The sequence below is a fragment of the Streptomyces sp. NPDC003691 genome, assembly GCF_053981115.1.
The window spans coordinates 1-19,232 of sequence record NZ_JBSFNQ010000115.1 but is presented as its reverse complement, the minus strand read 5'-3'; the positions used below and the strand labels follow the sequence as shown (position 1 = coordinate 19,232).

Sequence of the window (19,232 nt, the reverse complement as noted above, 5' to 3'; positions counted from 1 at the left end):
GTGTTCGAGGACGGGGGGCAGCTACGGGACTTCGTCCATGTGCGGGACGTGGCTGCGGCCAACGCCATTGCTCTGGAGGCGGCTTCGGCTCCGGGCCCGCTTCCCGTGCACAGCCGTTCCCCCGCGCGTCGCCACCGGTCACGCGGGGGAAGGCGCCGGCCGGTACGGGCGCGCCGCCCGGCCGGCTCCCGCTCAGCCGGCGGCCGTCACTCCGCGGCCGGCGGGACGCCCGGAGAAGGTGGGCCACTTGGCGAGCGCGGCCGTCGCGCCGTACCAGGCCGCCAGGCCCGCGGCCACGGCGACCCAGCCGCCCGCCTTGACCACCCCGCCGCTCTCGGCGAGGGTGCCGATACCGACGAGCGCCAGGCCGATCGTGAGCAGTCCGTACTGGCCCTGGACGAAGGAGCCGCGGGCGGCCCCGGCGGTCAGACTCAGTGCGAGCAGCGCCCAGAGCAGCGCGAACAGCCCGGCCGCCTCGGCCGAACCGACCTCGCCGACCGCCATTCCCCAGGTGAACCAGAAGGCTCCGAGCGCGCCGAACGCGGTCCCGGAGCCCGTGTCGCCCTCACGGAACGCCAGCAGTCCGGCGACGAACAGGGCGACACCCCCCACCCAGGTGGCGAGGGCGGAGGCATCGTCGGCGGCGACGTTGTCGACGACGCCCGTGGTGCCGATGCCGAAGGCCAGCAGGGTCAGTCCGAGGGCGAGATGGCCGAGGGTCGAAGTGGTGGCGCTTCCCGCGGAGACGTCGTTGTCCACGGCGGGCTCCCTTCCTGTCTGTGCAGTTGTGGTTTTCGGGGCGGAGTGCGTACGCGCCTTTCCTGTGCCGGTACGCCCCTGTGCCGGTACGCCGGGCCCGGATAGCGGGCCCGGGGCGGCACGCCCGGACGCGCCGGGTGGTGCGCCGGGGCGAAGGGACGAGGGGACGGAGGCCGGATACCGGCGAACACATCCGGCCCGGCTGGCCGTTATGTACCCTTCACGAGCGCACAAAGCACCTCGCGACGGCCATGGATTTCCGTCAAGTCCCTTGAAGGGCGCGGCAGTCGGGCTCCGGCACACCACCGGTCCCGTACCTCACGGAGGTCCCGGCCGCTTCCCTCCCGGGACGGCGCACGCCGGCGGGCCGGGAGAAGGGGCCGCGGCCGCGGGCCCGGCACCGGCAGGGCTCCGCGGGGCCGGGCGTCAGGGGATGACCACCACGGGCCGCTGCGCCCGCCGGGCCAGCCGGCCCGCGACCGAGCCGAAGATGCGTCCCACGATCCCGTGCGTCGACCCGACGACGATGGCGTCGGCCGAGTACTCCCGGCCGACCTCCTCCAGCTCGTGGCAGATGTCGCCGCCCCGCTCCACCAGGATCCAGGGGACCTCGGAGAGATAGTCGGCGCAGGCCAGCTCCAGACCGAGCACCTCGGTGCGGTGGTCGGGGACGTCGACGAAGACGGGGGGCTCGCAGCCGGCCCAGACGGTGGTCGGCAGCCTGTTGGCCACATGCACGATGATCAGGCCCGAACCGGAGCGCCGGGCCATGCCGATCGCATAGGCGAGCGCCCGCTCACTGGAGGTCGAGCCGTCGAAGCCGACGACGACGCCGTGGCGGAACGCCGGATCGCAGGAAGGGCGCGCCTCTTCCGCCGCTTGCAGATCCGACACGGAGTCGGCTACCTGCTTGCGGTCCGCGGGTTCGTTGATCTCATGACCGGCCATGGGTGTCTCGGCGAAGAAAGTCCTCTGTGGGATCAGCGGAAGGGGGGAACAACAGAACAGGCTGAGCGGTGCTGTGTCCGGGAATCATCTTCCCTGGCCCATACCCGTAAGGGTACGGCGACACTCCTCTCCTGCCCAGAGGCCGCCGCCCCAACCGGGCGTTCCAGGGAGCATGCCCGAGGGCGTCCTCGTTGGCAATGCCATGTGGTGCCTACAGCGGACCGGCGGCCGTACGCGGCCCGTACCCGTTCCGGCCCCCCGGGCAGGTGCCCGGAGCCGCCGGAGGGTGCCGGGCCGGTACGCGGCCGCCGGGGGCCGTTCGACCGGCCGGAGCGGTCCGGAAACCGCCGTACGGCAGGTCACGGGGGAGGCGCCGGACCCGCGCGGGTCTTCCGTTCGGGTGCGGTCCATGCGGTCGAGACGGTGTCCGCCGCAGTGACCGGAAGGCAACGGTCCTCGTTGGCCCCTCGGACCCCCGCAGCCGTGACCGCAGTCCGGAGGAGACTTTCCGTGCCGACGCATCCGTCCGCCGACCCGCCGGCCGCTTCGTCCGAGCACTCCGCCCCCACGGCAGACCCCTCCTTCCGCCCCGCTCCCCCGGCACCCGGCGACCCCGGCCGCCCCGCGCCGGGCGGTGCCGCCCGTCCGGCCGACGGCGGCGGGGATCCGGCCGGTGACGTCGTCCGCTGGGCCGCCTTCAGCTGTCTGCTCGTCCCCGTCGTACTGGTCGTCTACGGGGCGTCCGTCGGGGGTGCCGCGGCGGCCGCGCTGGGCCTCGCGGCGGTGACCGCGGCCTGTCGCGTACTGCTCCGGCATTCCGAGCGCAACGCCGCGCGGGCCCTCGCGGAGCAGGCGGCCGGGCCCCGGCCGCGGGCCGCCCCGGAGACCCGGGCCCGGGGCCGTCACGGCGGCGGGTTTCCCCCGGGGGAGTGAGCGGGATCCGGCCCGTTCGCACACCTGGACCCGTATAGTTTCAGCCAAGTTCGGGCCATCGCGCATCCCTTGGCGAAATGGCCTGCCAACCCCCTTGTCAGCAGGCCGGAAAGGGTCTTCGCCGACGGTGGCACCCTATGGGGACGGGCCATGCACGAGAGGCGCACTTCCCTACCGGCCTTGCAGATGGAACGCTTCGTGATCGAATGCTTCGCGCCAACTTGCCGGACCGACATAGCGGGGCATGCCGAACTTGTCTCGTCGGCACCACGGGACCCAGTAGATTCGATCATGAGTATCGAAGGCTCCGGTACTCGCGCACAACCAAGGGGAAAAGTGCAGGAGCGAACGGCCCGCAAAGAACGGGGAGACGCGAATACCGAGGGGGGCTTAGCGTCATGAGTCAGGACTCCGCCGCACCGGAGGCAGCACGAAAGCTCTCGGGGCGCCGGCGCCGGGAAGTCGTCGCGGTACTGCTGTTCAGCGGCGGCCCCATCTTCGAGAGTTCCATACCGCTCTCGGTGTTCGGTATCGACCGCCAGGACGCCGGAGTACCCCGCTACCGACTGCTCGTCTGCGCAGGCGAGGAGGGACCGCTGCGGACCACCGGCGGCCTCGAACTCACCGCGCCGTACGGTCTGGAAGCGATCAGCCGGGCGGGCACCGTCGTCGTCCCGGCATGGCGATCCATCACCTCGCCGCCACCGCCCGAGGCGCTCGACGCACTGCGCCGGGCCCATGAGGAAGGCGCCCGGATCGTCGGACTGTGCACGGGGGCATTCGTGCTCGCCGCGGCCGGTCTGCTGGACGGCCGCCCGGCCACGACGCACTGGATGTACGCGCCGACGCTGGCCAAGCGGTACCCGTCCGTCCATGTCGATCCGCGGGAGCTCTTCGTCGACGACGGCGATGTGCTCACTTCGGCCGGAACGGCTGCCGGAATCGATCTGTGTTTGCACATCGTGCGTACTGATCACGGTACGGAGGCCGCCGGGGCGCTCGCCCGCAGGCTGGTCGTCCCGCCACGGCGCAGCGGCGGGCAGGAGCGCTATCTGGACAGGTCTTTACCAGAGGAAATCGGGTCGGACCCGCTGGCCGAGGTCGTCTCGTGGGCGCTGGAGCACCTTCACGAACAGTTCGACGTGGAGACTCTCGCGGCCCGGGCGTACATGAGCCGACGCACGTTCGACCGGCGATTCCGTTCCCTGACCGGCAGCGCGCCGCTCCAGTGGCTGATCACCCAGCGGGTGCTCCAGGCCCAGCGGCTGCTGGAAACCTCGGACTACTCGGTGGACGAGGTCGCGGGCCGCTGCGGCTTCCGGTCACCGGTGGCCCTCCGGGGCCACTTCCGGCGGCAGCTCGGTTCCTCGCCGGCCGCCTACCGGGCGGCCTACCGGGTCCGGCGCCCCCAGGGCGAGCCGGCTCCGCCTTCGATGGTCGAGTCCATTGTTCCGTCGCAGGCCAGGCGGGCCCCGGGTGGTCCTCCGGGGCTGCCGCCGGAGCTGGGGAAGCCGCCGCACGGCGCCTATGCGGCGGGCCCGGGGCGCCCGAGTCTGCCCGGCCAGCGGAGTGCGCCATAAAGTGGACGCATGAACGATCGCATGGTGTGGATCGACTGCGAGATGACCGGGCTCTCGCTGTCCGACGACGCACTCATTGAGGTGGCCGCGCTGGTCACCGACTCGGAACTGAACGTGCTCGGTGAAGGGGTGGACATCGTGATCCGCCCGCCGGACGCGGCGCTGGAGTCGATGCCCGAGGTGGTGCGCCAGATGCACACCGCCTCGGGCCTCCTCGACGAGCTCGCCGGGGGCACCACCCTCGCCGATGCCGAGGCCCAGGTGCTGGCGTACGTCCGCGAGCATGTGAAGGAACCCCGCAAGGCACCGCTCTGCGGGAACTCGGTGGGCACGGACCGGGGCTTCCTGGCCCGGGACATGTCCGCGCTGGAGCAGTACCTCCACTACCGGATCGTGGACGTCTCCTCGGTGAAGGAGCTGGCCCGGCGCTGGTACCCGAGGGCGTACTTCAACAGTCCCGAGAAGAACGGCAACCACCGGGCGCTGGCGGACATCCGCGAGTCCATCGCCGAGCTGCGGTACTACCGCGAGGCGGTCTTCGTACCGCAGCCCGGCCCGGACTCCGACACCGCCAGGGCGATCGCCGCGAAGCACGTGGTGCCGACGGGCTGAGAGGCCCCCGGCACAGCCGTTCGGACGGGGTTCGCACGGAGTCGGACAGGGGTCGGGAAAACCCTGGTACGAGCACCCTCCGGAACCCTGTACACTTTTTCTCGGCCGGTCGGAAAAACGACCGGTCATGGTGGGTGTAGCTCAGCTGGCAGAGCACCTGGTTGTGGTCCAGGATGTCGCGGGTTCAAGTCCCGTCACTCACCCTGACAAGGGCCCCGGTCTTCGGACCGGGGCCCTTCTCGTTGTGCCGCCCCGGCACCGCGGGGCCGCCGTGCGCCCGCACCGGCTCCCGCACCGCCCGGCCGGTCTGCACGGTCGTCACGTTTTTCCGGCCTCCCCCTTCTTCCCCGCCTCCCCCTTCTTCCCCGCCGTCCCCTCCTTCCCGGTCCCTTCCCTTCCCCCGGCGCCCTCAGGCGGCTTCCGGAGCGCCGCGGCCGGGCTTCTCCGGGGCGGCAAGGGGGGCTGCCCCCGTACCGGGGCTCCGGCGGGCCGGATGTTCCCGGCGGGCCCGGAGGCGGAGCATGGACACGGGACCGCTGCCGCACGGGCCGGGGTCGGCGAGGTACGGAGGTACGGGGGATGGCGGCCTTCTGGGACGGCCCGGGGCCGGTCTGCCGCTCGGTGGCGACGACGGCGCTGCTGGCCCTGGCGGCCGGGGCGGTGCTCCCCCTGGAGCCGGCGGGAGCCGTGACGGCACCCGGGACGCGGCCCCCGCCCCACCGGATGTGGTGGGCGGGTGGGGCGGAGACCGCACGGGCCGTTCCGGCGCCCCCGCAGCCGGAAACGGAGACGCGCGCCCCGGCCGGAGTGTGGGGGGATGGGGAACCGACCGGGACGCGCGGTGGGGGGTGTGGTGCGGATGGTTCGTCGAGTGCCCCCGAGGGGGGTGCACAGCACGTTACCGGGCCGTGAAGAAACGGAGCGGGCATTCCGGGCGGAGGCCGGAGTTCTTAGGGCGCCGTTAAGGGCAGCATCGGAACCTGTTAACCCAGAGGGGTTCCGGACGGGCTGCGGGGCGGGCCGCCGGCGGTCCGGCCGGGCCCGGCGGAGCGGCGGGCGATACGGCCGCCGGATGGTGCGGAGCCCGGGCCGGCGGCGGCCGGCCGGTGCGTCCGGGGACGGTGGCGGACCGTCCGGACGGTCAGTGCTCGGCGCGGCCGCGGCGGCCCGCCGAGATCAGGGTACGGCGCCGGTCCGGGACCCGGTGACCACTCCGGCGGCGCTCTTCGGGATCGGCGGCCCGGGTGTCGAGACCGATCCAGATCCGCACCTCGGTGCCGCCGAGGACCGAGCTGCCGATCCGTACGTCGCCGCCGGTCGACTCGGCGACCCGGCGAACGATGTCGAGGCCCAGCCCGGTGGAGCCGTCGCGGCCGCCGCTGTTGCCGCGGGCCAGCGCGGCGGCCGGGTCGGCGATCCCGGGCCCCGCGTCGGAGACCAGCACGATCACCGCGTCCTCGCCGTTGTGGACGTCGACCGAGAAGGCGGTGCCCTCGGGGGTGTGGCGGAAGACATTGCCCAGCAGGGCGTCGAGCGCGGCGGCCAGCTCGGGGCGGCCGACCGGGATCCGCACCGGCCGTTCGACGCCCGCGACCCGTACCCGGCGGCCCTCGTCCTCCGCCAGGGCCGACCAGAAGTCCATCCGCTCCCGGACCACCTCGGCGGCATCGCAGCCGCCGCCCGGTCCGGCCGCCGTGGTCTGCGGCTTGGCCTCGCGGGCGGTGCGGATGATGATGTCGACCTCCCGCTCCAGCTGCTCGACCGCGGCTCGGGTCTGCTCGGCGGCGAGTCCGTCGCCGAGCGAAGCGGCGTTCAGCCGGAGCACGGTCAGCGGGGTACGGAGCCGGTGGGAGAGGTCGGCGGCCAGCTCCCGCTCATTGGCCAGGAGCTGGACGACCTGATCGGCCATGGCATTGAAGGCGACGGCGGCCGAGCGCAGCTCCTTCGGGCCCTCCTCGGGCACCCGGACGCCGAGCTGGCCCTCCCCCAGCTCATGGGCGGCCCCGGCCAGCCGCTGGGCGGAGCGGACCATCCGTACCCCGAGCCGGTCGGCCACCGCGACCGAGCCCAGGACCAGGGCCACGCCGACTCCGGCGAGCATCAGCCAGGCGGTGGTCACCCCCCGGCGGGTCTCGGAGTCCGGGACGTACACCTCGACCACGGCGACCTTGTCGTTCCGCAGATGGATGGGCTGGAGCAGCGCGGTGCCGCCGGTCACCTTGGTGGTGGAGGCCCGGGTCAGCCGCTGGACGAGGGCGTGGTCGGCCCGCCCGGCGCGGGGGGTACCGATGTCGACGGCCTGGGGCTGTCCGGCGTCGGGGTCGGCCGGGACATGGACGGACATCCGGCCGGCCATGCCCGCCGGGCTGTTCTGGACCGCGACCTCCAGCGGGACGCGTTCGGTGGTCATGGACAGGGTCGTGAGGACACCGGCGGTGTGGCGTTCGGCGTTGGTGAGCGCCCTGTCCCGCGCCATCTCCTTGATCACGAGCCCCAGTGGTACGGCGAAGGCCACCACAACCATCACGGTGACGGCCAGTGCGACCTTGACCAGCGCCCATCTCATCTCTGATGACCTCGTTGGTGTTCCGGGTGTCCAGTGGGGGGTTCGAGCTTCACTCCGACTCCGCGGAGGGTGTGCAGATAGCGCGGCCGGGCGGCGGTCTCGCCGAGTTTCCGCCGCAGCCAGCTCAGATGGACGTCGATGGTCTGGTCGTCGCCGTAGCTCTGCTGCCAGACCTCGGCGAGCAGTTCCTTGCGGGGCACCACCACGCCGGGGCGGCCGGCGAGGAAGGTCAGCAGGTCGAACTCACGGCGGGTCAGATCGAGGGGGGAGCCGTCGAGTTCGGCCTGTCGGCGCAGGGGGTCGATGGAGAGTCCGCCGACCTGGATCACCCGTGACGGCGGCGCCTCGCCCGTGGTGCTCCGGGATCGCCGCAGCACCGCCGCCATCCTGGCGGAGAGATGCTCGACGGAGAAGGGCTTCGTGAGGTAGTCGTCGGCACCGTCGTTGAGGAGCCGGACGATTTCGCTCTCGTCGTCGCGGGCAGTCGCGATGATCACCGGTACGTCGGTGATACCGCGCAGCATCTTCAGGGCCTCGGACCCGTCGAGATCGGGCAGGCCGAGATCGAGAATGACCACGTCGAACCGGAAATGAGCAACCTCGCGCAATGCCTCCAGGGCGGTACCGACACTCCGGACGATATGGGATGCCTCGGTCAGATGCCGGATGAGGGCGGAGCGTACGAACTGGTCGTCCTCGACCACGAGCACACGTGCCATGAGCGGCACCGTACGCCATCCGGGCGATCCCGGTCCTGTTCCGGACCTTCCCGTTCACACCTCGGACGGGACGGCAACCGGCAGCCGGCCACGGGACGGTGATCCGGAGCAGCCCGATCCTCTTGGGGACAGGGAAGGGGTACGTGGTGCAGTATGGCCACGATGCGTAGAGGACTTGTACATGCCATGGCGTGGACGCTGTCCACCGGGGCAGCGGTGACGCTGACGTGGTGGGGCGTCCATACGGTGATGTCGGGAACCGCCTACGACCGGCCGATCGCCGTGCCGATCAACGCCGGAGAGGACCCGACCACCCAGGCGAAGCCCCAGGTCTCCACCACGCACCGGCCGCCGCCGGAGCCGGAGACCCGGCCGTCGAAGACCTCGGACACCCCCGGGTCCCGGGTCACGGAGGGATCGTCCGGCGGGTCCGGCGCCAGTGGCGGCGGTACCGGCGGCAGTTCGCCGCAGGCCCCGGCCGGTGGCACGCCCGGCAGCGGCGGCGGCGCGAGCCCTCCCGCCAGCAGTCCGGTCGGCACCCCGGTGAGCACCAAGCCCAAGGGCACGGTGAAGGGCCAGACGGTCGACGGCGGTCAGGCGCTGTTCGATGTGGGCCCGGCCTCCGCGGAGCTGCTGTCCGCCACCCCGAACAAGGGCTGGAAGATGGACGTCTACAAGGACCCGACCTATATCCGGGTGGTCTTCACCAGCGATACCCGGGAGATCTCGGTGTTCTGCATCTGGAACGGCCATCCGCCGCGCTTCGACTTCGACGAGCGCGAAGCGCCGTAGGCCGGTTACCGCCGAGGTCCCCGGGCCCGCGGGCCCTTCCCGCCGCCCGGCGGCCGGATACCGGAGCCCCGGGTGCACCGGCCCTTCCGCTGAACGTCGGGGCGGGCCGGAGACCGGGCACGCCGTGCCCGTTCCCGGCGGCGACCGGCGGCAGGGCCGTTGCGCTCTCCCCCGGCCCGCGCGGGCAGGTGTGCGGCGACCTCGTGAACGGGGCCGCGCACAACAGGGTCCCCCGACCCGCGAGCAGGTGTGCGGCGGGGCGTCAGTCGAAGGCGCCCGGCGGCGGGGCCGGGGACGGGCGGGCCGTCGCGTCGGTGACCGCCGGGGCGCCGCCCGTGAAGCCGGCCAGCGTACGGCCGTGTTCCACCCGGCCGGGATGGGGGTCGCTCGCGATCCGCCGGGTCAGTTCGGCGACGGGCAGCTCCCCGGCCGCCCCCACCAGGACCGCGTTGCCGAAACGGCGGCCGCGCAGTACGGCCGGATCGGCGGCGAGGGCGAGTTCGGGAAAGACCGCGGCCGCCGTGGCGACCTGGCCGCGGAGATGCGTCAGCGGGCCGCCGTCGGTGATGTTCGCCGCGTACCAGCCGGCTGGCTTCAGAACCCGGCGGATCTCCGTGAGGAACTCCGTACTCGTCAGATGGGCCGGGGTACGGGCCCCGCCGAAGACGTCCGCGATCACCAGATCCGCCCAGGCGTCCGGGATCCGCTCCAGCGCGGCCCGGGCATCCGCGGTCCGGACCCGGATCCGGGCCCGGGAGTCGAGCGGCAGCCGGGCCCGGACGAACTCCACCAGGGCACCGTCCAGCTCGGCGATCTGCTGGGTGGAGCGGGGCCGGGTGGCCGCGATGTAGCGGGCCAGGGTGAAGGCCCCGCCGCCCAGGTGCAGGGCGTGCACCGGCCGTCCGGGGGGTGCGGCGAGGTCGGCGACATGGCCGAGCCGCCGCTGGTAGGCGAAGGAGAGCCGCTCCGGGTCGTCCAGGTCCACATGGGACTGGGGCGCCCCGTCGACCAGCAGCGTCCAGGCCCGCGGGCGCTCCGGGTCGGGTACCAGTTCGGCCTCGCCGCCGCCGACCGCGGCGGTGAGGGCCTCCTCGGTCCCGGACCCGCCGCCGCGCCGTCGTCTGCTCTTCGCCATGCCCTCATTATCGTTCCCCGCCCGGGCCCCTCCACCGAAGAAGCGTTTCCTCCGGGCGGGGTGCGAGGGGCGGGATCCGCTCGGACGGGCGGGGCCGTGCCGGCCCGGTCAGGTGCAGCGGTCCACGACCTCGATCAGCCGGGCCGCCTCGCCGAGCGCCTCCCGCAGCACCTCCGGGTCGGTGACCCGCTCGGCACCCTCCGGCGGCAGCAGCCAGCCGCCGCTGCCGGGCCGCGGGGTCTCCGTACACGCGCTGCCGGGCACGTCCCAGCCGTCCGCGGTGCCCGGCGGCACCAGGAACCCGAGGGTGTCGCAGGCGCCGTCGTGCAGTACCGGGCCGACCGCGGGCGCGGCCGTACGCCGCAGGATGTCCACGGCCTCAAGACCCTGCCGGGTGGGGACGGTCACCAGATCGCACGGCTCCCCGCCCGGGCCGCCGGGTCCGCCGCCGGGTACGGCACCCGGGCCGCCGCCCTGCTCGGCGTCCACGGCCCCGCGGGCCCCGCCGACGCTGCTCTCCATGCCGGCCTCCAACAAGGGGATCCCCTCCTCGTACACCACGAGGCACGGACTGCGCCTCCAAGAAGTTCAACGCCCCAGGGCGTCAAGGGCTACGGCAACACTCCGCCGCAAAGGATGGCAGTTCATGGCAGATCCGGGGGGAGTTATCCCTTTTGTAGCCAAAGTCCAGGTGAACGGCCCTCCGCAGCCGGTACGTTCGGCTCGCCGGGAACAACGGTGCACCAAGAGAGGGCTCGGCCATGGCGTCGTCGTCACGGACATCACGGCAGGCATCACCGGTCCCCAATCTCGTCTTCCGGAGGCTGCGCGGCCACCGCTCCCCCGGGGAGTTCGCGGCGGCCGTACGGAAGGCCGCCCGCGAAATCGGCGAGCAGGTCTCGTGCGACGCCCGGTACATCGGGCGGGTGGAGGCGGGCGAGATCCGCTGCCCCAACTACGCGTACGAGCGGGTCTTCCGGCATATGTTCCCCGGGCTCGGCCTGACGGACCTGGGCTTCCAGGACCGGGACCGGGTACGGGGCGGCGGCCGGAGCCGGGCCACCGGCGGCACCGCACGGACCTCCGTCCGGGAACGGCCGCCGGAGGAGGCCGGCCACACCGCGGGTCCCGGGACCGGCGGCACCACGGACGATGACGGCAAGAACGACGAGGAGAGCGACGTGTTGCGTCGCGCATTCATGACGGGCGGCTCAGCCACGGTGGCGACCGCGTCCTTCGGCCCGGTGCTCGGGGCCGTGATCGGCGCCCTGCCGGAACAGGGCACCGTACCGGCACGGCGCCGGATCGGGGAGACGGAGGTCGGGGCCGTCGAGGACGCCGTACGGCGGATCCGGCTGCTGGACGACCGGTACGGGGCCGACGGCCTCTACCAGCGCGCGGCACAGCCGCTGCAGGCCGCCTACGCCCTGCTGGACTCCGGGGTCACCGCGCACCGGGAGACCTCCGACCGGCTGCACGCGGGCGCCGGTGAGCTGGCGATCTCCGTCGGCTGGCTGGCCCATGACTCCGGCCGGGCGGACGACGCCCGCTCGCACTACGCGGAGGCGCTGGCCACGGCGCGGATGGCCGGGGATCCCGGCCTGGAGGCACACGCCTTCTCCAACGCCTCCTTCCTGGCCCGCGACGCGGGGCGGCACCGGGAGGCCGTCCGCTCGGCCCAGGCGGGCGGCCGGGCCGCCCGTGACCTCGGCTCCCCCCGGCTGCTCTCGCTGCTCGCCCTGCGCGAGGCGGGGGGCTGGTCGGGGCTCGGCGACCGGGCGGGCTGCGAGGCCTCCCTGGGGCGGGCGCACACCCAGTTCGCCCGGGGCGCTTCGGACGCCGACCCGGAGTGGATGTCCTTCTTCGGCGAGCCCGAGCTGGAGTTCCTCCAGGCCCAGTGCTGGGCCCGGCTGGGCGACTGGACCCGCGCGGTCCACCACGCCCGCCGGGCCGCCGACCTCCAGGACCACCGCTTCACCCGCAATCTGGCGCTCTACCGCGCCGAACTGGCCGTCTCCCTGGCCCGCGGCGGCGCCTACGACGAGGCGGCCGCCGCGGGCCGGGAAGCGCTGAGCCTGCTGGACGGCGTCCAGTCCTCCCGTATCCAGTCCATGATCAACACCACCGCGGCCCTGCTGGCCCCGCACCGGGCGGAGGAGGGCGTGGCGGCCTTCCTGACCTTCCGCGACGAGCAGGCACTCCGGGTCTGACCGCCCCTGCCCCGTACGGGCCGGGCGGCGGCCGCCGCCGCGTCACCGGGGCCGCCTCGGTCCCGGTACGGTCCGCACGGCACCCGCGCGGGTCGCCTCCGGCGGCGGGAGGGGCGCGGCCTCTGCTACCGGTCCAAGACCGGACCCGTAGCCGGGGCAGCGGATACCGGGCGTCACGGCTGTGTGCTGCCCCGACCGGGTATCCGGCGCGGCGGGGCCGCGTCCCGCGCACGGGGGCGGCGGCAGCAGGGCGCCACCCGCGGAGAGACGGGTGGCGGCCACCGGCGGTGTGCCGGACCCGTAGCCGGGGCAGCGGACACCCGACGGCACCCGGCTGGGTGCCGCCCCGGCCCGGCGTCCGGCGCGGCGGGACCGCGTCCCGTGCACGCGCACGGCGGACCGGCACCCACGTGGTGTTCCGCCGGACGCACCGGCGCACCGCCGCACCGCGAACCGTCCGCCGCGCCGCCACACGGCACCACCCCGGCCTCCCGCCGGACGCGGCGGCCCTCCGGGGCGGCGGTCCCCGCCGGTGTGCCGGGCCGCCCCCCGGCCAGGGCGGTCGCCCCTACGGGCGCAGGGCCACCCGGTGTTCCGCCAGATGGGCCAGGACCGCGTGGTTCGCCTCCCAGCCGTCCGGGAACTTCACCGTGACGCCGAGGCGGACCGGTTCGGTCGACGGGTGGGCGTCCAGCAGGGCGGGGACGCCCGCGCGGCAGACCACGATGCAGGCGTGGCGGTGACGGGAGGCCAGTACGCAGAGGCGGCCCGTCTCCAGATGGAAGGCCGTGGCGTCGGGGCGGCCCGACAGGGGGTGGAGGACGACCGTGACATCGAACTCCCGGCCCTGGAGGCGGTTGGCGGTGTCCACGGTGACATCGTGGATCCCCAGCCGCGCGAGCGCGGCGCGGACCGCCGCCGCCTGGTCGCGGTGGGCCGTGCCGACGGCGACCCGGTCGGCGGTGACCGGGGTCGGCTCCGCCCCGGCCGTCGCGGTCGCCGCGCCGCCCCGGTCCAGCACCCGGCGGACCGTCAGGGCCACCGCCCGGACCGCCTCCGGATCGGTGCGCGGAGTGTGCCGCGCGGGCAGCTCCAGCAGCCCCCAGCCGGATTCCGCGGCCTCGTCGACGACGCGGTCGTACGCCGAACCGTCGGAGGGCACGCCGAAGCTCAGCCGCCGGTCCTCCGGTCCCGTACCGCTGCGGAACGGGGTGTACGGATAGAACGCGGCGGACACCAGCGGCGCGGCCGACGCGGGCAGCCGCCAGGACACCGGCAGCCGGTGCTGGGGCAGTCCGGGGTTGTGCGAGAGCAGAGTGGAGACGGCGCTCGCCGAGGGGTCGTACGACAGCCCGGCCCACTGGTCGGCGCCGACGATGGAGAAGGGGTCGAGCTGGCCCGGGTCCCCCACGAACAGGGCCCGTTCGAAGAGCCCGGCGACGGCCAGCAGGGCATCGGAGCGCATCTGGTACGCCTCGTCGACGATGGCGTGCGGCCAGGGTTCGACGCCCTGGACGTGCCCCCACTTCGCGGCCGTGGAGATGACGATGTCCAGCCCGGCCAGCTCCGCCGCCTTCGAGGACTTCCGGACCGACGGCAGATCGTCCAGGGCCTTGTCGTACGGGTCGGGGTCACTGCTGTGGAGCCGGCCGACCGGCAGTTCCGGATCCTTCTCGGCGATCCGCAGCACCAGATCGTCGACCTGGGCGTTGGTCTGGGCGATCACCATCAGCCGGCGGCCCGCGGCGGCCAGTTCCCGGGCGGCACGGACCACCAGCGTCGACTTCCCGGCGCCCGGCGGGGAGTCGACGACGACACCGCGCTCCGTGCCGCCGAGGGTGTCCGCCAGGATCGCCTCGGTGGCGCGGGCGGCCTCGGCACCGGGGTCGCGGACGGGAGCGGTCGTCACAGCAGGTCCTCCGGGGTCACGGGGTCGGGGTCCTCGGCGGACGCGGACGGCGGGCCGCCGTGCGTCCACGGCGTCTCCTCCGCCTCGGGCAGCTTCGGCCCGCCCCGCTGGTCGTGTTCGAACAGGGTCCAGGCGATCCGGTCGCCCTTGGCCGGAACGGAACCCTCCGCGGGGTCCTTCGACCGGCCCATCCGGTCCAGCAGCCTCAGCACCAGCGATCCGTCGACCTCCTGGTGCGCCAGCTCGGCCGACTGGGGGCGGCCGTCCAGCGAGCGGTACACCTTGACCCGCTCGCCCAGATGGGGGCGGTCGTCCGTACGGAAGGTGATCAGCGGCCGGGGCGACGGCCGCTTCGACTCCGACCAGGCCATCACCACCTCGGTGACCTCACCGGTGAACGCCTCCCCGGCCAGCCGCCGCCCCGCCAGCACCAGCGGATCGTCCAGCGCCTCCTGGGCGTCCAGCTCGGCCTGCGCGGTCTCCCGGGTGGCGAGCTTGCGGGCCGCGGTCACCGCGTCGTCCCGGCGCGGCTGCGGGGGCTCCCCGGCCCGTACCCGGTCCCGGTGGGCCGTGAACGACCAGCGGTCCCGGGTCCACCGGTCGGTCACCCTGGCCCCCTCCGGCAGCTCCCTCACCAGGTCGAGGGCGCGCCACACCGCATGCCAGGTGGGCTCCGTCTGGGAGAGCAGCAGCCGGCGGATCTCCCGCTCGGCGACGGCCAGCTCGCCCAGCCAGCCCTCCGCGTAGGCGCCGTCCTCGGCGGCCGCCAGTTGCAGCCGGAGCCGGTCGTAGCTCTCGACCGCGGGGGCGAGCAGCCGGTTGTCGAACGCCGGGTCCGTCGCCGGGCCGGCGGGCGGGCAGAGCAACTGGCCCCGGGCGTCCCGGCCCAGCTCGGCGCGGAGCGCCGCAGCCGCGCCCGGCTCCCCGTCCGGCGGGTCGACCCAGGCCAGCAGCGCCCCCAGATGCTGGTCCTCCAGCGACGACTGGCCGGTGGCCCAGTGCCGGTTCAGCAGGTCCGTCGCGGCGACGAGCAGGGAGGAGCCGGGGACCCTGGCCCGCTCCCCGTAATGCGTGAACCAGCGGCCGAGGAGGGGGACCCGCGGCGGCGCGGGATAGGGCGCGTCCGGATCCTGTTCGGCGGTCCGGCGGAACCGCATCGACCGGCCCAGCAGCCGGACGAAGTCCACCGCGGCCCGGCCGGGCACCACGATCTGGGGCGCGTCGGCGCAGAGTTCGGCCTCGACCTTGGTGCGCTTGCCGCTCTCCGGGTCGGTGGCCGCGCGTTCGACGAGTTCGACGTCGTCCGCGTACGCATCCAGATGGGGCAGGACCGCGTCGGCCAGCTCGGCGAGGAAGGCGAACCGCAGCTCGCGGTCCCGGGGCTGGGCGACGGTCAGCAGCCGGGGCGCGTCCCGGTCGGTGCCGACGAGCGCGCCGAGCGGCGCGCCCGCCTCACCGGCGGTGGTCAGCGGTACGAGCACCAGCGGCCGGTCGGAGACCCTGCGGTGCCGGACGGTCGCCAGCGGGCGGGCCCGCCCGCACTCCAGCGCCTCCAGCCGGGCGAGTGTGGCGATCAGGCTCATCGGACGCCTCCGGCCGCCAGAGCCTCCGCGCGCAGGGCCGCGGCGCGCCGGAGCGCGGCGACCGCGGGATCCGCCGGATCGCCCTCGGTGCCCCGGGCGGCGGCGAGCACCCCGGCCACCGTCGTCAGCCCGCCCAGCTCCCCGCGGACCGAGCGGCCGAGGGCTTCCACCGCCCCGGCCTCCCGGGCCCGCTCCCGGCAGTGGAAGGCCAGCTCGCAGGCGGCCAGACAGTCGGGGGCGTACGCCGCCGGAACACAGGCCACTGCGGCGGACAGCTCCTCGGACGGCCGGTCGAGCGCGAACGTCGTCCCTTCGGGCAGGGCCGCCGCGAGGTCCTCGACCCGGGTCAGCCGGGCCAGCTGGCGGCGGGTCACGGACAACTGCTTGCGGATGTCCACCGTCGACCCCGTCGGCAGATTGGAGAAGTCCTTGGGGCAGACCAGCAGCACGCTGTCCGCCACCCGAGCGCCCGGCACCAGGCGGGCGGTGTGCTCGAGCGCCAGCGCGTACACCGCGGCCTGGCGGGCGGCGGCGCCCACCTTCGCGGCGTCGGCGGAGGCGTCGATCATCGGGAAGGACTTGATCTCGACGACCGTCCAGCCGCCGTCGGGGCCGACCACCACCGCGTCGGGCTCCAGATAGGCCGGGGACCCGGCCACCTCCAGTGCCAGCAGCGGATGCCGCAGCAGGCTCCAGCCGCCCTCCGCGGTCGCCTCGCGCAGCGCCAGCGCGGTACGCGCGGTGCGGCCCTCCGGACCCGCGGCGGTCAGATCGGGGAGCCGGAACGCCCCCTCCCCCTCGGCACCCAGCAGTCTCATCAGCTCGGCACCGCCGTCCGAAACGACCCTCGCCTCGAAGGCATTGCCCCGCATGAAGGCGAACTGCGACTGGCCGAAGACCGCGGACGAACCCAGCGCGACGGCCAGCGCGCCCTTGTCGACCCCCGCCCCGTCGAGCAGGGCGCGGCGCTCACAGCCGGGATTGGCCGCCAGGGCGGCCAGCGCCCGGGCGTCCAGCGGCTTGGGGCGGGTCCCGGCGCCCCTCAGCTCAGCGAGCCGCTGCCGGAGCGGTGTCGTCGGCTCCCCCGGCGGGGCCGTGGTGCGCGACGGCTCCCGGGGCGGCGTCCGGCGCGGGGCCGGCGGGGATTCCCGCGGTGTCCGCGGGGCGTCCGACGGTGCCTGCGGTGCTTGTGGTGCCTGCGGCGGAGGAGGCCCGCTGCCCTGGGATGCGCTCACCCGTGGAAGTGTGGCATCCGCCACCGACAACCGGGGTCCCTACGGCCGGAAGGGCCGCCGCCCCGCCGCCGGTGATCCGGGACCGGACCCGGTCCGCGAGCCGCATCGCGGGCTTCGCCAGCAGCAGGCCCGCGCCCATCACGGCCGCGCCGGCGACCGCGTCCAGGAAGTAGTGGTTGGCCGTCCCCATCACCACGATCACGGTGACCAGGGGGTACGCCACGCCGAGCGTCCGCATCAGCGGGGTGCGGCCGAAGCGCCACAGCATGACCCCGCACCACAGGGCCCAGCCGACGTGCAGGCTCGGCATCGCCGCGTACTGGTTGGTGAAGCCGCCCATGCCGCGCGGCGCGCTGGCCTCCGCGCCCCACCAGCCGTACGAGCTGTACTGGGCCATCGTGTCGACGAAGCCGTGCCCGGCGTCCAGCAGCCGGGGCGGGCAGGTCGGCACCAGGGTGAAGCCGACGAGCCCGAGGAGGGTGGAGACCATCAGCCAGGTCCGGGCGGCGCGGTACTGGAACGGCCGGCGGCGGAACAGCCAGACCAGGATCAGGGGCGTCACCAGGTAGTGCAGCGACGCGTAGACGAAGTCCGCGGGGACGCCGATGGCGGCGTTCTCGGTGAAGAGGCGGTTCAGCGGGGTCTCGAAGTCCAGCGAGACGGCCCGCTCCGCCCTGAGTATCGCGAGGCCGTTGTCGACGGCCGTCGACACGTCGCCGCGGGCCAGCAGGCGGCCCGCCGAGTATGCGACGTACACCAGCGCCAGCAGAGCCAGCTCGGTCCACCAGCGCGGCCGGTGGTGAGCCGTGGCGGCCGTGGTGTGCGTCATCCGTTCGTTCCCCCTCGTGCGTACTGCGCCGGCCGGACCGGCCACCGGTCAACCGTACGGTCTGCGACGCGGTGCCGGGTCGTCGGGTACCGGCTCAGGGAGGGACGCTCCGGGCGCCCCCGAGGTTGCCTCGGGCGGTCCGGCCTCGCTCCCCTGATCGGTGGCCCGACCATGCATGATGGAGGACCACCGCTTTGATCATCCAGGGGGCTCTGCACCATGGCACCGCGCATTCTGCTCGTCCGGCACGGCCAGACCGAATGGTCGCTCCTCGGCAAGCACACCGGCCGCACCGACATCCCGCTCGTCGACGAGGGACGGCGGGGCGCGACCCTGCTCGGCGAGCGGCTGCGGACCGCTCCCTTCCTGGGGCTCCCCGGCACCGAGGTGTGGACCAGCCCGCTCGCCCGCGCCGCCGGGACCTGCGAACTCGCCGGGTTCGGCGACCGCGCCGAGCCGTGGGACGCCCTGATGGAGTGGGACTACGGCGACTACGAGGGCCGTACGACTCCGGAGATCCGGGCGGACGGGAAGCCGGGGTGGGTCATCTGGCGCGACGGCGTCGAGGGCGGCGAGAAGCTCTCCGACGTGGCGCACCGGGCCGACGAGGTCGTCGCCCGGGTCCGCGAGGCCGACCGCGACGTCCTCCTCTTCGCCCACGGGCACATCCTGCGGGTGCTGTGCGCGCGCTGGCTGGGCATGGACCCGGAGTTCGCGGCGCGCATCTCGCTGGCCCCGGCGTCGCTCTCGGTCCTGGGCTGGGCGTACGACGCCCCGGCGCTGGACGTCTGGAACGACACGTCCCACTTGGTCGCCTCCCGCTGAGGAACCGTGCGGCCTCGGGCCTCGGGCCCCGGTGCGCCGTGGGTGCTGTCTCCGCGTGTCCGGCTGCGGGCCGTCTGTGGCTGGTCGCGCAGTTCCTCGCGCCCCTGGGGTACCGGTGCCTGCGGCCCTTGCCTGGTGCGGGTGCTCCGACGGTGGTCGAGTCACGCTCTCCGTGGGGTCGTCACCCGGTCCTGTCTGGTTCGGGCAGGTCGGCGGCCTCCGGGCTCACCTCCTCGCGGCCTGCGATGCACCGCCCCCGAGGGCAACCTTGCTTGTCGCAGCCCACTGCGGGGGCGACCCTGCACCCCCCTCCCCACGGACCCGTTGCATGGATGCCCCGAACCCCAAGCCGCCGACAGGTAAGCCCCTACTCGGGGTGAACACATCCCCGGGAGCGTGACCGCACCCCGAGTGGGGCGCACCCTCCGGGGGTGGGTGACCCCAAGATTTGTCCTCCCCCGGTGACGCGCGACATCACCAGGGGCTTTGCGGTGCTGCTCAGGTCGGGATCACGTGGGAGTGGGGTGCAGGGTCGCCCCCGCAGCCGATGGCGACAAGACCGGACGCGCTTCAGCGGCGGTGCATCGCCGTCGGCGA

The 19,232-nt window shown here is 74.2% G+C and carries 15 protein-coding genes, 1 tRNA gene and 1 pseudogene; 8 read left to right on the top strand and 9 right to left on the bottom strand.

Features of this window, described 5'->3' with window-relative positions; genetic code table 11:
• A pseudogene (locus tag ACWDR0_RS31450) lies at positions 1-135 on the top strand (NAD-dependent epimerase/dehydratase family protein); the annotation flags it as partial.
• A gap of 57 nt (positions 136-192) precedes the next feature.
• Here ACWDR0_RS31450 and ACWDR0_RS31445 read toward each other — a convergent pair.
• Together ACWDR0_RS31445 and ACWDR0_RS31440 are read right to left on the bottom strand one after the other, a co-directional pair.
• Positions 193-759, bottom strand: a complete 567-nt coding sequence (locus tag ACWDR0_RS31445) for a GPR1/FUN34/YaaH family transporter (protein WP_456355221.1) — start codon at positions 757-759, stop codon at positions 193-195.
• Between the two features lie 426 nt (positions 760-1,185).
• Positions 1,186-1,707, bottom strand: a complete 522-nt coding sequence (locus tag ACWDR0_RS31440) for a universal stress protein (protein WP_456355220.1) — start codon at positions 1,705-1,707, stop codon at positions 1,186-1,188.
• Positions 1,708-2,217: 510 nt separating this feature from the next.
• On the opposite strand from ACWDR0_RS31440, the gene ACWDR0_RS31435 reads away from it, so the two are divergent.
• The 4 genes from ACWDR0_RS31435 (at position 2,218) to ACWDR0_RS31420 (ending at position 5,035) form a co-directional block, all read left to right on the top strand.
• Complete coding sequence (locus tag ACWDR0_RS31435) at positions 2,218-2,640, top strand: hypothetical protein (protein WP_456355219.1); 423 nt, start codon at positions 2,218-2,220, stop codon at positions 2,638-2,640.
• A gap of 398 nt (positions 2,641-3,038) precedes the next feature.
• On the top strand, positions 3,039-4,220 hold the full coding sequence (locus ACWDR0_RS31430; RefSeq protein WP_456355218.1) for a helix-turn-helix domain-containing protein: 1,182 nt from the start codon (positions 3,039-3,041) through the stop codon (positions 4,218-4,220).
• A 9-nt stretch (positions 4,221-4,229) separates the two neighbouring features.
• Positions 4,230-4,832 carry an oligoribonuclease gene (gene orn / locus ACWDR0_RS31425; RefSeq protein ID WP_456355217.1) on the top strand — a complete coding sequence of 201 codons (603 nt, stop codon included), beginning with the start codon at positions 4,230-4,232 and terminating at the stop codon, positions 4,830-4,832.
• A 130-nt stretch (positions 4,833-4,962) separates the two neighbouring features.
• Positions 4,963-5,035, top strand: a tRNA-His gene (locus tag ACWDR0_RS31420).
• Between the two features lie 938 nt (positions 5,036-5,973).
• Here the strand turns inward: ACWDR0_RS31420 and ACWDR0_RS31415 are convergent.
• Both ACWDR0_RS31415 and ACWDR0_RS31410 read right to left on the bottom strand, forming a co-directional pair.
• Positions 5,974-7,398, bottom strand: a complete 1,425-nt coding sequence (locus ACWDR0_RS31415; protein WP_456355216.1) for a sensor histidine kinase — start codon at positions 7,396-7,398, stop codon at positions 5,974-5,976.
• Positions 7,395-8,117, bottom strand: a complete 723-nt coding sequence (locus ACWDR0_RS31410) for a response regulator transcription factor (protein ID WP_456355215.1) — start codon at positions 8,115-8,117, stop codon at positions 7,395-7,397. Before ACWDR0_RS31410 ends, ACWDR0_RS31415 begins: the two co-directional genes overlap by 4 nt.
• Positions 8,118-8,303: 186 nt before the next feature.
• Between ACWDR0_RS31410 and ACWDR0_RS31405 the strand changes: the two genes are divergently transcribed.
• On the top strand, positions 8,304-8,909 hold the full coding sequence (locus tag ACWDR0_RS31405; protein WP_456355214.1) for a hypothetical protein: 606 nt from the start codon (positions 8,304-8,306) through the stop codon (positions 8,907-8,909).
• 262 nt (positions 8,910-9,171) lie between these two features.
• On the opposite strand, the gene ACWDR0_RS31400 is transcribed toward ACWDR0_RS31405, so the two are convergent.
• Positions 9,172-10,044, bottom strand: coding sequence for a spermidine synthase (locus ACWDR0_RS31400; protein ID WP_456355213.1), 873 nt, complete (start codon positions 10,042-10,044; stop codon positions 9,172-9,174).
• 108 nt (positions 10,045-10,152) lie between these two features.
• A complete protein-coding gene (locus ACWDR0_RS31395) occupies positions 10,153-10,566 on the bottom strand; it encodes a hypothetical protein (RefSeq protein ID WP_456355212.1) in 414 nt (137 codons plus the stop codon).
• A 239-nt stretch (positions 10,567-10,805) separates the two neighbouring features.
• Between ACWDR0_RS31395 and ACWDR0_RS31390 the strand changes: the two genes are divergently transcribed.
• Entirely contained in the window at positions 10,806-12,254 is a 1,449-nt protein-coding gene (locus tag ACWDR0_RS31390; RefSeq protein ID WP_456355211.1) for a tetratricopeptide repeat protein, read from the top strand.
• A 568-nt stretch (positions 12,255-12,822) separates the two neighbouring features.
• Here ACWDR0_RS31390 and ACWDR0_RS31385 read toward each other — a convergent pair.
• The 3 genes from ACWDR0_RS31385 to ACWDR0_RS31375 form a co-directional block, all read right to left on the bottom strand.
• On the bottom strand, positions 12,823-14,163 hold the full coding sequence (locus tag ACWDR0_RS31385) for an AAA domain-containing protein (protein ID WP_456355210.1): 1,341 nt from the start codon (positions 14,161-14,163) through the stop codon (positions 12,823-12,825).
• Positions 14,160-15,746 carry a hypothetical protein gene (locus ACWDR0_RS31380; RefSeq protein WP_456355209.1) on the bottom strand — a complete coding sequence of 529 codons (1,587 nt, stop codon included), beginning with the start codon at positions 15,744-15,746 and terminating at the stop codon, positions 14,160-14,162. Before ACWDR0_RS31380 ends, ACWDR0_RS31385 begins: the two co-directional genes overlap by 4 nt.
• 1,047 nt (positions 15,747-16,793) lie before the next feature.
• On the bottom strand, positions 16,794-17,810 hold the full coding sequence (locus ACWDR0_RS31375; protein ID WP_456355208.1) for a phosphatase PAP2 family protein: 1,017 nt from the start codon (positions 17,808-17,810) through the stop codon (positions 16,794-16,796).
• A gap of 219 nt (positions 17,811-18,029) precedes the next feature.
• Between ACWDR0_RS31375 and ACWDR0_RS31370 the strand changes: the two genes are divergently transcribed.
• Positions 18,030-18,635 carry a histidine phosphatase family protein gene (locus tag ACWDR0_RS31370; protein WP_456355207.1) on the top strand — a complete coding sequence of 202 codons (606 nt, stop codon included), beginning with the start codon at positions 18,030-18,032 and terminating at the stop codon, positions 18,633-18,635.
• Positions 18,636-19,232 lie beyond the last annotated feature (597 nt).

What these genes read in the sequence shown, in the direction of transcription:
- ACWDR0_RS31390 (WP_456355211.1), top strand. Translation starts at nt 10,806, where the DNA reads ATGGCGTCGTCGTCACGGACATCACGGCAGGCATCACCGGTCCCCAAT.
- ACWDR0_RS31395 (WP_456355212.1), bottom strand. Translation starts at nt 10,566, where the DNA reads ATGGAGAGCAGCGTCGGCGGGGCCCGCGGGGCCGTGGACGCCGAGCAG.
- ACWDR0_RS31430 (WP_456355218.1), top strand. Translation starts at nt 3,039, where the DNA reads ATGAGTCAGGACTCCGCCGCACCGGAGGCAGCACGAAAGCTCTCGGGG.
- ACWDR0_RS31380 (WP_456355209.1), bottom strand. Translation starts at nt 15,746, where the DNA reads ATGAGCCTGATCGCCACACTCGCCCGGCTGGAGGCGCTGGAGTGCGGG.
- ACWDR0_RS31400 (WP_456355213.1), bottom strand. Translation starts at nt 10,044, where the DNA reads ATGGCGAAGAGCAGACGACGGCGCGGCGGCGGGTCCGGGACCGAGGAG.
- ACWDR0_RS31375 (WP_456355208.1), bottom strand. Translation starts at nt 17,810, where the DNA reads ATGACGCACACCACGGCCGCCACGGCTCACCACCGGCCGCGCTGGTGG.
- ACWDR0_RS31410 (WP_456355215.1), bottom strand. Translation starts at nt 8,117, where the DNA reads ATGGCACGTGTGCTCGTGGTCGAGGACGACCAGTTCGTACGCTCCGCC.
- ACWDR0_RS31370 (WP_456355207.1), top strand. Translation starts at nt 18,030, where the DNA reads ATGGCACCGCGCATTCTGCTCGTCCGGCACGGCCAGACCGAATGGTCG.
- ACWDR0_RS31415 (WP_456355216.1), bottom strand. Translation starts at nt 7,398, where the DNA reads ATGAGATGGGCGCTGGTCAAGGTCGCACTGGCCGTCACCGTGATGGTT.
- orn (WP_456355217.1), top strand. Translation starts at nt 4,230, where the DNA reads ATGAACGATCGCATGGTGTGGATCGACTGCGAGATGACCGGGCTCTCG.
- ACWDR0_RS31440 (WP_456355220.1), bottom strand. Translation starts at nt 1,707, where the DNA reads ATGGCCGGTCATGAGATCAACGAACCCGCGGACCGCAAGCAGGTAGCC.
- ACWDR0_RS31405 (WP_456355214.1), top strand. Translation starts at nt 8,304, where the DNA reads ATGGCGTGGACGCTGTCCACCGGGGCAGCGGTGACGCTGACGTGGTGG.